The sequence below is a fragment of the Klebsiella sp. w6 genome, assembly GCF_033100215.1.
Lineage (GTDB): Bacteria > Pseudomonadota > Gammaproteobacteria > Enterobacterales > Enterobacteriaceae > Klebsiella > Klebsiella variicola.
Window position 1 is genome coordinate 4,755,568 of the sequence record NZ_CP136907.1, and the last position, 12,099, is coordinate 4,767,666.

The window sequence follows — 12,099 nt, forward strand, 5'->3', positions numbered from 1 at the left end:
TGAGGTGTGCAGCGTGATTTATAGCGTGTAAAGTAAACAGCACTATATCGTAAATAAAACGGCACACCATCAGCGATGCAGGTTATGTCACAAATGCATTAAATTCAGGATAAAGTTTCGCGCCTGGCGCTCTTAGGACGAAATGCTTCTACCACACGGCCATCGGTTTCCACATAAGGCCCCTCCAGCAACTGTACACAATAAGGTACACTTGCAAAAATACCGTGCACCAGTACCTTGCCGTCAGCATCTTTTACCCCTTCCAGGGTCTCCTGAATCGCTTTCGGTTGGCCGGGAAGGTTGAGGATCAACGCCTGCTTGCGGATCACCCCGACCTGCCGGGAAAGGATAGCCGTCGGCACAAAGTGTAGGCTAACCTGGCGCATTTGCTCGCCGAAGCCCGGCATCTCGCGATCGGCAATCGCCAGCGTTGCGTCAGGCGTCACATCGCGACGCGCAGGGCCGGTTCCGCCGGTGGTCAGCACCAGATGGCACCCCATCTCGTCAACCAGTTCGCACAGCGTTTGCTCAATGATCACCTGCTCATCCGGAATCAGGCGGGTTTGCAGTTCGAAAGGGGTGGTGAGGGCACGCGCCAGCCACTCTTCCAGTGCCGGGATGCCTTTATCCTGATAGACGCCGCTGGAGGCGCGATCGGAGATGGAAACTAAGCCGATTCGTAAGGTATTCATGGTTATTCCGTTCAAACTGTGGCGTTAAACGAAATGATACACTGCCGGAGGCGGGACAGACAGTGTAATGTGGCCGACGGGCGTCGGCCACCTGCGGGATTACAGCAGTTCGCCGATCATTTTTTCCAGTTTTTCCTGGTCGATCGCAAACTTACGGATACCTTCCGCCAGTTTGTCTACCGCCATCGGATCCTGGTTATGCTGCCACAGGAACTCAGATTCGGTAATACGTTCCGGACGCGCTTTCACTTCGCCGGTATAAACCAGTTTACGCTCAACGGCGCCTTCGCTTTCAGACAGCTCTTTCAGCAGCGCCGGGGCGATGGTCAGGCGGTCACAGCCGGCCAGTTCCAGGATTTCGCCAACATTACGGAAGCTGGCGCCCATCACCACGGTTTCATAGCCGTGCTGCTTGTAGTATTCGTAGATTTCGCTGACGGAAACCACGCCCGGATCTTCTGCCGGCGCGTACTCTTTCTTGTCGGTGTTAGCTTTGTACCAGTCGAGGATACGGCCAACAAACGGCGAAATCAGGAAGACGCCCGCTTCGGCGCAAGCGCGAGCCTGAGCGAAGGAGAACAGCAGCGTCAGGTTACAGTTGATGCCTTCTTTTTCCAGCTGTTCAGCGGCGCGAATGCCCTGCCAGGTGGAAGCCAGCTTGATAAGAATACGATCGTTGCTGATGCCCGCGTCGTTATACAGCTTGATGATGCGCTTGGCTTTCGCGATAGACGCTTCAGTATCATAGGAGAGGCGTGCATCCACTTCAGTGGAAATACGGCCCGGGATCAGTTTCAGGATTTCGAGACCGATGTTCACCGCCAGCTTGTCGGAAGCATCGAGGATCTGCTGCGCGCGATCGCTGCTCTGGCTACGTGCCCAGGCCACAGCGTCATCAATCAGCTTACGGTACTCAGGGATCTGAGCCGCGCCGAGAATCAGGGAAGGGTTGGTGGTGGCATCCTGAGGCTGATACAGCTTCATTGCCGCAATATCTCCGGTGTCAGCGACGACAGTGGTGTACTGACGCAGAGAAGTTAATTTATCCGTCATGATATATTTCTCTTAAACAGCAGTTAAGGGGATGTAACCGGTCTGCCCAGATGATAACACGCTGCCGGGTCAGCGCAACCGCCGACGAGAGAAGAGCGCAGAGTGTGATAAACTGTGCCGCTTAATTTGCTGAAAGCGAAAGGATTGTCACTTAATTGGTAACGCTTACACAAGCGTACCGGCATGGACAAGAGGATGTTTAATGCCTGATTTTCTCTCATTTATCAATGAAATACTCTGGGGCTCAGTGATGATTTATCTGTTACTGGGGGCGGGGATCTGGTTTAGCTGGCAAACCCGGGGTATTCAGTTTCGTTACGTGCGCAAATTCGGCCGCAGTCTGAAAAAAAGCCTGCACCCGCAGCCGGGCGGTTTAACGTCCTTCCAGGCGCTCTGTACCAGTCTTGCCGCCCGGGTCGGCAGCGGCAACCTTGCCGGGGTGACGCTGGCGATCGCTGCCGGCGGGCCTGGGGCCGTATTCTGGATGTGGGTTTCCGCCCTGCTCGGCATGGCCAGCAGCTTCGCTGAGTGTTCTCTTGCGCAACTATACAAAGAGCGCGACAGCCAGGGGCAGTTTCGCGGCGGCCCGGCGTGGTATATGGCGCGCGGTCTCGGCATGCGCTGGATGGGTGTCCTGTTTTCGATCCTTCTGCTACTGGCCTATGGATTTATCTTTAACACCGTGCAGGCCAACTCGGTGGCCCATGCCCTGCACTATGCGTTCGATCTGCCAGCGGCAGTCAGCGGCGGCGTGCTGGCCATTTTCGTTTTCCTGGCCATTCTCCGTGGCCTGCGCGGCGTGGCGCGCCTGATGCAGTGGCTGGTGCCCATCATGGCGCTGCTGTGGATCGCCACCAGCCTGCTCATCGGCCTGTGGCATGTCACCGCCCTGCCGACCATTTTTGCCACCATCTTTCGCTGCGCCTTCGGCTGGCATGAAGCCGCCGCCGGCGCGGTGGGCTACTCCATCAGCCAGGCACTGACCAGTGGCTTCCAGCGCGGCATGTTCTCCAATGAAGCAGGGATGGGTTCTTCGCCTAACGCCGCCGCGGCCGCCGCCTCCTGGCCGCCGCACCCGGCAGCGCAGGGGATCGTGCAGATGATTGGCGTGTTTATCGATACCATCGTAATCTGTACTGCCAGCGCGATTATCGTCATGCTGGCGCCGCGCCCCGACAATGAATATACGCTCAATGGCATTCAGGACTTACAACACGCGATGAGCGTGCTGGTCGGCGGCTGGGGAGCCGATTTTATCGCCTTCATCGTGCTGCTGTTCGCCTTTAGCTCTATTGTGGCCAACTACGTGTATGCGGAAAATAATCTGGTCTTTCTGCGTCTGGATAAGCCTCGCTACATCTGGGGGCTGCGATTACTCACCGTCCTGATGGTGCTGCTGGGAACCCTGGTTAGCCTGCCCGTCGTCTGGCAGAGTGCGGATATCATCATGGCGCTGATGGCGATGACCAACCTGACGGCCATTCTGCTGCTTTCCCCGACGGTGCGGATTATCGCCAGCGATTATCTGCGCCAGCGGCGGCTGGGTATCCAGCCCACTTTCGATGCCGCCCGCTACCCGGATATTCACCAGCAACTGGCCCCGGGCGCCTGGAATGAACTGCCGCGCGAATAGCGCGGCAATCGCAGCTATCGATCCCACCATGCACTTTTTTTGTTAAAATTCGTCGAAATTACCTGCAAGGACTGGATATGCTGATTCTGATTTCACCTGCTAAAACGCTCGATTATCAAAGCCCGCTGGCAACGACTCGCTATACCCAGCCCGAACTCCTCGAGTACTCTCAACAGCTTATCGGCATCGCTCGTAAGCTGACCGCGCCGCAAATCGGCAAGCTAATGAGCATTAGCGACAAGCTGGCGGATCTGAACGCCACCCGTTTCCACGACTGGCATCCTGACTTTACGCCGCAAAATGCCCGCCAGGCGATCCTTGCCTTTAAGGGCGATGTCTACACCGGCCTGCAGGCAGAGACGCTCACCGAGGACGACTTTGACTTCGCCCAGCGACACCTGCGCATGCTCTCCGGCCTGTATGGCGTGCTGCGCCCGCTGGACCTGATGCAGCCCTACCGCCTGGAGATGGGGATCCGTCTGGAAAACCCGCGCGGCAAAGATCTGTACCAGTTCTGGGGCGAGACCATTACCGAGAAGCTGAATCAGGCGCTGCAGGCTCAGGGCGACGATATCGTCATCAATCTGGCTTCCGATGAGTATTTTAAGTCGGTGAAAACGCAAAAATTGCAGGGTCAGCTGATCAAGCCGGTCTTCCTCGATGAGAAAAACGGTAAATTCAAAGTGATCAGCTTCTATGCGAAAAAGGCGCGCGGTCTGATGAGTCGCTACATTATCGAAAACCGCTTAACCCAGCCGGAGCAGCTCAAAGCCTTTAATAGCGAAGGCTATTTCTTTGATGCGGACGCCTCGGAGAAAGGTGAGCTGGTGTTTAAACGCCACGAGCAGTAACACGTTACGGTAAAAAAAAAGGGGAGTCATTCCCCTTTTCAATATAATTAAACAGATTATTACTTATTTTAACGCACCCAGTTTTCCACTACGCCTTTTTCATCGAAGAAAATCATCAACGAGTTCGAATCTTTTTGGCTGGACTTATCGACCGCATCGGCAGCTTGCGATGCCCCGGTTACCGGGATCATGGAACCCGCGAGGCTGACCAGGTTGATCCCTTTATCTACTGAATAATACCAGCTCTCTTTACCCGACGCCGTCACCGTCGTATGACCAGAATCCGGGGCACCAAAATACTGACGAACCTCGGCTTTGGTGGTTTTCCCGACAATGAGATGTTGTTTCAGATAGGCTGGCGTTAATTTATCTTCATTACCGCCAATCGTTGTTCCGGAGCACCCGATTAAAGCGAACACCACGAAGAGAAGAGATAAAATACGCATGTTTCCTCCTTGAAAACCTTGTGCATTAACAATGCATCTATAACAAATTATATCTATAGCCGCATCATAATAAAATCAGCAGCATAAATATAACCAACATGAAATAATAAATAAAAAAGATAATCCAGTGAAAATACCCTGCAAAGAGGACAATCCGGAAACGAGTTTGCAATAAAAGCAGTGCGCTGACAATAAAATAGTGTGGGGAATTTAATGGAGAGAAGTTTTTTGATATGGAAAAGGTGCTTTAAATATAAAAACCGGGCAATAGCTGCCCGGTTTGATCGATCAGGTTGCCGATATTATTGCCTGGCTTAACCCATCATCAGCTTACGCAGCGCGGCGAAATCCGCCGGCAGATTGTGGGACAGCAGCGGCAGGTCGGCGCGGTCAGCCAGCTCCTTCGGCAGCGGCAGGGTTTCCTGCAGGATCTCTTCCACGCTCTCTTTGAATTTCGCCGGATGCGCGGTACCGAGGAACAGGCCGTACTCTCCCGGCTGCAGCTGATCGCGCAGCGCGCGCCAGGCAATCGCCGCGTGCGGCTCAGAGATGTAGCCGATGGCCTTCAGCTCGCGCATCGCCGCTTTGGTGGTCTCATCATCAACCGCGGCGTAACCCAGCTCGCTCAGGCGCCAGATTTTACGGCGGAACAGCTCCTCGACGCGCGGCCAGTTGTTCGGCTGGCTGACGTCCATGGCGTTAGACAGCGTCGCCTGGGTGGCTTTTGGCGCCCACTCGCCACCCTGCAGATAACGGGGAACGGTGTCGTTCGCGTTGGTGGCGGCAATAAAGCGCTTAATCGGCAGACCCAGCGACTTGGCCAGCAGACCAGCGGTCAGATCGCCGAAGTTGCCGCTTGGCACGGAAATCACCAGCTGATTGCGAGCTTCCTGCGGCAGCTGCGCCGCCGCTTCGAAGTAGTAGCAGATCTGCGCCAGCAGGCGGCTGATGTTGATGGAGTTAGCCGAGTTGAGCCCCAGCGTGGCCTTCAGCTTTTCATCGTCAAACGCCTGCTTCACCAGCGCCTGGCAGGCATCAAAGTCGCCATCAATCGCCACGGTTTCAATGTTGCCGCCGAGGGTACAGAACAGCTTCTCCTGCAGCGGGCTGATCTTACCGCGCGGATAGAGGATCACGACCTTGACGTTCGGCAGACCGTAGAAGGCATGCGCCACCGCCGCCCCGGTGTCGCCAGAGGTTGCGGTGAGAATGGTGACCGGCTTATCGCCGGCGATATGGGTCAGCATCTGCGCCATAAAGCGGCCGCCAAAATCTTTAAACGCCAGCGTCGGGCCGTGGAACAGCTCCAGGCAGCCGACATCGTCCTGAACCTTGCTTACTGGCGCCGGAAACGCAAACGCTGCGCGCACCCGCTGCTGCAGGACATCCTGCGGGATCTCATCGCCGATAAAGGCCGATAAAATTTTGGCGCTGCGGGTGACAAAATCCTGCGCCAGCATGTCGTCGATTTCAGTCAGGCTGAATTCCGGCAGATCGTGCGGAAAGAACAGACCCTGATGCTTGCCAAGTCCCTGGGTGACGGCCTGCGCAAAGCTGACCTGCTCGTTATGATCTTTTAAGTTATACAGTTTCATTGGTTATCCCACTACGCGTGCGCCCGCCGTGTCCAGCCGGCAAATATGAACAAAGCCTTCCTGATTCTGCAGATAGTGCGCGCCAAGCCAGTCGGCGACGCGCTGTGCGGTGTCCGGTTTATCACACAACGCAAACAGCGTCGGGCCAGAGCCGGAGATGCCGCAAGCCTGCGCACCGATCTCCATTGTCGCCTGGCGCGCTTCGCTAAAGCCCGGCAACAGTTTGGTACGGTACGGTTCGGCAATGACATCTTTCATCAATTTTGCCGCCAGCTGCGGCTGGCGGGTGTAGCAGGCATGAATAAAGCCCGCGAGGTGGCGACCATGGGCGATACAATCCTGGCGGCGGTATTGTGCCGGCAGAATCGCCCGCGCTTCGGCGGTGGATACTTTAATCCCCGGATAGGCTAACACCCACAGCCACTCATCAAACCCCGGCACCTGCTGGCTGATAATCCCGTTCTCTTCGATCATCAACTGCATGCCGCCAAGATAGCACGGCGCCACGTTATCGTAGTGAATGCTGCCGGAGATACGCCCTTCCATCTCCCCCATCAGCGCCAGCATCCGCGTCTCGTTGAGCGGCTTACCGCAGAACTCGTTCATGGCCACCAGCGCGGCGACCACCGAGCAGGCGCTGGAGCCGAGCCCGGAGCCGATCGGCATGTTTTTTTCCAGGGTCATCGTCACCGGTACCGTCTTACCGATCTCCCGGCAAAAGCTTTCCCAGCACTGATAAACAATGTTTTCCTGCGGCGCCGTCGGCAGTTTGCTGGCGAAGCGTCCCAGATTGTGCAGACTGAATTGCTCTGCCGCTTCAACAGTGACGTTATCGCCCAGCAGCGTGCCATCCACCGGCGTGACCGCCGCGCCCAACACATCAAACCCGACGCTCATATTGGCACTGGAAGCCGGGGCATATACTTTGACCATCTTAAACTCCTAACTTCCAGGACAAGGTGCGCAGCAGGTCGGCAAATACGCCGGCCGCCGTGACGTCGTTCCCGGCGCCATAGCCGCGCAGCACCAGCGGCAGTGGCTGATAATAGTGGCTGTAAAAGGCCAGCGCGTTCTCACCATTTTTGACTTTGAATAATGGATCGTTGCCGTCAACGGCGGCAATTTTCACGCGGCAGGTACCATCCTCTTCGATGTTACCGACGTAGCGCAAGACTTTACCTTCATCACGTGCCTTAGCAACCCGCGAGGCAAACCCATCGTCCAGCGAGGGCAGACGGGCCATAAAGGTTTCGACGTCGCCGCTGGCGTCGAAGTCCGCCGGCAGCGCCGACTCCACGATAATGTCTGACAGCTCCAGTTCACGCCCGGTCTCACGGGCCAGAATCAACAGTTTACGCGCGACATCCACCCCGGATAAATCGTCGCGCGGATCCGGCTCGGTATACCCCATCTCACGGGCCAGCGCCGTCGCGGCTGAGAAACTCACCCCCTCGTCCAGCTTGCCGAAGATAAAGGACAGAGAGCCGGAAAGGATCCCGGAGAAGTGGCGCAGCTCATCGCCGGCGTTGAGCAGGTTCTGCAGGTTCTCAATCACCGGCAGGCCAGCGCCAACGTTAGTGTCATAGAGGAACTTACGGCGCGAGCTGCTGGCCGCATGGCGCAGCTGGTGATAGTAATCCAGCGAAGAGGTATTGGCCTTTTTGTTCGGCGTCACCACATGGAAACCTTCGCGCAGGAAGTCGGCGTACTGATCGGCGACCGCCTGGCTGGAGGTACAGTCGACGATCACCGGATTGAGCAGGTGGTACTCTTTCACCAGGCGGATCAGACGGCCAAGATTAAACGGCTCTTTCGCCTCAGCCAGCGCTTCACTCCAGTTCTCCAGATTCAGGCCATGAACGCTGGTCAGCAGCGCCTGAGAATTGGCTACACCGCAGACGCGCAGATCGATATGTTTGTTCTTCAGCCATCCCTGCTGGCGCTTGATCTGCTCCAGCAGCGCGCCGCCGACGCCGCCGACGCCGATGACAAACACTTCAATCACCTGGTCGGTGTTGAACAGCATCTGATGGGTCACGCGCACGCCGGTGGTGGCGTCGTCATTGCTGACCACCACCGAAATAGAGCGCTCGGAAGAGCCCTGGGCAATCGCCACGATATTGATATTGGCGCGGGCCAGCGCCGCAAAAAATTTCGCCGAGATACCGCGCAGGGTACGCATCCCGTCGCCCACCACGGAGATGATGGCCAGACGCTCCATAATGGCCAGCGGCTCCAGCAGCCCCTCTTTCAGCTCGAGATAAAACTCATCTTCCATCGCCCGTTTGGCACGCGCGCAATCGCTCTGCGGCACGCAGAAACTGATGCTGTACTCCGAAGAGGATTGGGTGATCAATACCACCGAGATGCCAGCGCGGGACATGGTGGCGAAGACGCGTGCCGCCATGCCGACCATACCTTTCATCCCCGGACCGGAGACGTTGAACATCGCCATATTGTTGAGGTTAGAGATGCCTTTCACCGGCAGGTCGTCTTCATCGCGACTGGCGCCGATGAGCGTTCCCGGCGCCTGCGGGTTGCCGGTATTTTTGATCAGGCATGGGATCTGAAACTGAGCGATAGGGGCAATGGTGCGCGGATGCAGCACTTTCGCGCCAAAGTAGGAGAGCTCCATCGCCTCCTGATAAGACATTGATTTCAGCAGACGCGCATCTGGCACCTGGCGCGGATCGCAGGTATACACCCCGTCGACATCGGTCCAGATTTCGCAACAGTCCGCGCGCAGGCAGGCGGCCAGTACCGCCGCCGAATAGTCGGAGCCGTTACGCCCCAGCACCACCAGTTCGCCCTTCTCATTGCCGGCGGTAAATCCGGCCATCAGGATCATATGGTCTGCCGGGATCTGGCTGGCGGCAATGCGGCGGGTGGATTCGGCGATATCGACGGTGGATTCCAGATAGTGGCCCACGGCGAGCAGTTTTTCGACCGGGTTAATCACACTGACTTTATGTCCACGGGCTTCCAGCAGACCCGCCATGATGGCGATGGAGAGCTTTTCGCCACGGCAGATCAGCGCGGCATTAACCCCATCCGGGCATTGGCCCAGCAGGCTGATGCCGTGCAGGACATGCTTAATCTGAGCAAATTCCTGCTCAACGAAGGCTTTCAGTTGGGCAAGCGGGAAAGCGGGCTGGGCATCGGCAAGGCCCTGGAGAAGTTCGGCAAAAATGCGTTCAGCGTCGGCAATATTCGGGAGGGCATCCTGGCCACCGATCGTTTTTTCAATCATCGCCACTAGGTGGTTGGTGATCTTCGCCGGGGCAGACAGTACGGTCGCTACCTGCCCCTGCCTGGCATTACTCTCCAGAATATCGGCAACCCGCAGAAAACGTTCCGCATTTGCCACTGATGTACCGCCGAACTTCAACACTCGCATGGTTCTTACCCCTTGATCTCTTGTCAAAAAAAAAGCCCGCACTGTTCAGGTGCGGGCTTTTTTCTGTGTTTCCTGTACGCGTCAGCCCGCACCGTTACCTGTGGTAATGGTGGTGGTGATAATGGTGGTAATCATGCCGATGCGATTCATGGATGTTGTGTACTCTGTATTTTTATCTGTCTGTGTGTCCTGCCTATATTGGTTAAAGTATCTGCCTTCTTAAGTCAATGAATTTCTCAATTAACCCCATTTCAGCCAGCTTACGTATTGCGCCGTCATGGCAAGAAAAAACATCCAGTTCGGCGGAATTCAGCCCACAAAAACAGCACAGATAACTATAACTAAAAAATATGATAGAGCTTTATTCTGGTAGGTTTTTTTCAATATCATGCAGCAATCGATGCAACATTGCCGTGTCGCGCTGCTGCAGCAGCCCCATTCGTTGCGCCAGCCAGTCGGCCAGTTTGGCATCCTCTTCCACGCCTAAACGCGAAAGCAATGCCTCGGTGCGGATGCGTAACGCCTGCAGCTGATGATGATCTGCCGCGGCGGCGGCGGGGGCCGTTTGTTGTATAAGCGATGCTAATTGATAACAGTAGACCATCACCGACTGGCCGAGATTGAGCGATGGATAATCCGCTACCATCGGCACGCCGGTGAGCACATCGGCCAGGGCCAGCTCCTCATTGCTCAACCCGGAGTCTTCACGGCCAAAAACCAGCGCCGCGTGCGTCATCCACTGCGCCTTCTCCTCCAGCAGCGGCAACAGTTGCTGCGGCGTGGCGTAGTAGTGAAACCGCGCGCGACTGCGGGCGGTGGTGGCGACGGTAAAATCGACGTCGTGCAGCGCCGCAGCAAGGGTTGGATAGGTAGTGACGCCATCGAGGATATCACCTGAACCATGCGCCACCCAGCGTGCCGCTGGCGCCAGGTGGGCTTCACTGTCCACGATCCTGAGATCGCGAAATCCCATCGTTTTCATTGCTCTGGCAGCGGCACCGACGTTTTCTGCCCGGGCTGGGGCGACTAAAATAATCGTTAAACGCATTGCGGTTTCTTTCTCTCTCTCAGGCGTTGGCGAAGCGCTGGCCCCACCATTTTACGCGGTGAAAATTTACAAATTTGCAACAAAAATCACTAAAATTGCGTTTGCTAACCCATAAAAAAATCTAAACTGTTCTCAGGAGGCCATGACGAGGAGTATGTTAACAGAACCCATTTATCCATATGATGGGCAATGAAATTTCATCTGAGCCATCGTTCCATGCATTGGATTCACTGTATTTATTAATTTATCCACGCAACTAGTTGAGCTGTGTAAGGATTGTGACTATAAAGAGCATGACGATGCAATGATTTCACAAGACTGTTAACGTGCTACAATTGAACTTGATATATGTCAACGAAGCGTAGTTTTATTGGGTGTTCGGCCTCTCTTAGCCTGTTATGTTGCTGTTAAAATGGTTAGGATGACAGCCGTTTTTGACACCGTCGGGTCCAGAGGGAAAGTACCCACGACCAAGCTAATGATGTTGTTGACGTTGATGGAAAGTGCATCAAGAACGCAATTACGTACTTTAGTCATGTTACGCCGCGCATGTTAATTTGCGACATGCAGCAGGCAGGTCAGGGACTTTGGTACTTCCTGTTTCGATTTAGTTGGCAATTTAGGTAGCAAACATGCAGACCCCGCACATTCTTATCGTTGAAGACGAGTTGGTAACACGCAACACGTTAAAAAGTATTTTCGAAGCAGAAGGTTACGATGTATTCGAAGCGACCGATGGCGCGGAAATGCATCAGATCCTGTCTGAAAATGATATCAACCTGGTAATCATGGATATCAACCTGCCGGGTAAAAATGGTCTTCTGCTGGCGCGCGAGTTGCGTGAGCAGGCTGACGTCGCGCTGATGTTCTTAACCGGCCGCGACAACGAAGTGGATAAGATCCTTGGCCTCGAAATCGGCGCTGACGACTATATCACTAAACCGTTTAACCCGCGTGAGCTGACCATCCGCGCGCGCAACCTGCTCTCCCGTACCATGAATCTCGGTACCGTGAGCGAAGAGCGCCGCAGCGTGGAGAGCTACAAGTTCAATGGTTGGGAACTCGATATCAACAGCCGCTCACTGGTGAGCCCGAACGGCGAGCAGTACAAGCTGCCGCGCAGTGAATTCCGCGCGATGCTGCACTTCTGCGAAAACCCGGGCAAAATTCAGTCTCGCGCCGAGCTGCTGAAGAAAATGACCGGTCGTGAGCTGAAGCCGCATGACCGTACCGTTGACGTGACCATTCGTCGGATTCGTAAACACTTCGAATCCACTCCGGATACCCCGGAAATCATCGCCACCATTCACGGTGAAGGCTACCGTTTCTGTGGCGATCTGCAGGAATAATGCGTTTTATTCCGCAGTCATGATATGAAAACGGC

General features: G+C 55.5%; 12 protein-coding genes and 1 other annotated feature. Of the genes, 3 read left to right on the plus strand and 9 right to left on the minus strand.

Going from position 1 to position 12,099, the window contains the following annotated elements:
- Positions 1–104 precede the first annotated feature (104 nt).
- Positions 105–692, minus strand: a complete 588-nt coding sequence (gene mog, locus R0140_RS23245; protein WP_008807503.1) for a molybdopterin adenylyltransferase — start codon at positions 690–692, stop codon at positions 105–107.
- A 99-nt stretch (positions 693–791) separates the two neighbouring features.
- Positions 792–1,745 carry a transaldolase gene (gene tal, locus R0140_RS23250; RefSeq protein ID WP_004204228.1) on the minus strand — a complete coding sequence of 318 codons (954 nt, stop codon included), beginning with the start codon at positions 1,743–1,745 and terminating at the stop codon, positions 792–794.
- Positions 1,746–1,947: 202 nt separating this feature from the next.
- Here tal and R0140_RS23255 point away from each other — a divergent pair, with 202 nt between their 5' ends.
- Together R0140_RS23255 and yaaA are read left to right on the plus strand one after the other, a co-directional pair.
- On the plus strand, positions 1,948–3,378 hold the full coding sequence (locus R0140_RS23255) for an alanine/glycine:cation symporter family protein (RefSeq protein WP_049157637.1): 1,431 nt from the start codon (positions 1,948–1,950) through the stop codon (positions 3,376–3,378).
- A gap of 77 nt (positions 3,379–3,455) precedes the next feature.
- Positions 3,456–4,229, plus strand: coding sequence for a peroxide stress protein YaaA (gene yaaA, locus R0140_RS23260; protein ID WP_049157636.1), 774 nt, complete (start codon positions 3,456–3,458; stop codon positions 4,227–4,229).
- A gap of 68 nt (positions 4,230–4,297) precedes the next feature.
- Here the strand turns inward: yaaA and R0140_RS23265 are convergent, their stop codons facing one another.
- The 7 genes from R0140_RS23265 to yjjY form a co-directional block, all read right to left on the minus strand.
- A complete protein-coding gene (locus tag R0140_RS23265) occupies positions 4,298–4,675 on the minus strand; it encodes a hypothetical protein (RefSeq protein ID WP_008807506.1) in 378 nt (125 codons plus the stop codon).
- 314 nt (positions 4,676–4,989) lie between these two features.
- The gene (gene thrC, locus R0140_RS23270; RefSeq protein ID WP_317703908.1) at positions 4,990–6,270 is read right to left on the minus strand and encodes a threonine synthase; all 1,281 of its coding nucleotides are present in this window, start codon (positions 6,268–6,270) and stop codon (positions 4,990–4,992) included.
- A 3-nt stretch (positions 6,271–6,273) separates the two neighbouring features.
- Positions 6,274–7,203: a homoserine kinase gene (gene thrB, locus R0140_RS23275; protein ID WP_008807508.1), complete on the minus strand. Its 930-nt coding sequence runs from the start codon at positions 7,201–7,203 to the stop codon at positions 6,274–6,276.
- Position 7,204: 1 nt separating this feature from the next.
- Entirely contained in the window at positions 7,205–9,667 is a 2,463-nt protein-coding gene (gene thrA, locus R0140_RS23280) for a bifunctional aspartate kinase/homoserine dehydrogenase I (RefSeq protein WP_008807509.1), read from the minus strand.
- Between the two features lie 25 nt (positions 9,668–9,692).
- Positions 9,693–9,810, minus strand: a sequence feature (Thr leader region).
- Positions 9,749–9,817 carry a thr operon leader peptide gene (thrL, locus tag R0140_RS23285; RefSeq protein WP_004222578.1) on the minus strand — a complete coding sequence of 23 codons (69 nt, stop codon included), beginning with the start codon at positions 9,815–9,817 and terminating at the stop codon, positions 9,749–9,751. Its footprint overlaps the feature before it by 62 nt.
- Before the next feature lie 211 nt (positions 9,818–10,028).
- Positions 10,029–10,715, minus strand: coding sequence for a tRNA/rRNA methyltransferase (locus R0140_RS23290; RefSeq protein ID WP_049011151.1), 687 nt, complete (start codon positions 10,713–10,715; stop codon positions 10,029–10,031).
- Positions 10,716–11,111: 396 nt separating this feature from the next.
- The gene (gene yjjY / locus R0140_RS23295) at positions 11,112–11,252 is read right to left on the minus strand and encodes a YjjY family protein (RefSeq protein ID WP_001541509.1); all 141 of its coding nucleotides are present in this window, start codon (positions 11,250–11,252) and stop codon (positions 11,112–11,114) included.
- A gap of 95 nt (positions 11,253–11,347) precedes the next feature.
- Between yjjY and arcA the strand changes: the two genes are divergently transcribed.
- A complete protein-coding gene (gene arcA, locus R0140_RS23300; protein ID WP_002887843.1) occupies positions 11,348–12,064 on the plus strand; it encodes a two-component system response regulator ArcA in 717 nt (238 codons plus the stop codon).
- Positions 12,065–12,099 lie beyond the last annotated feature (35 nt).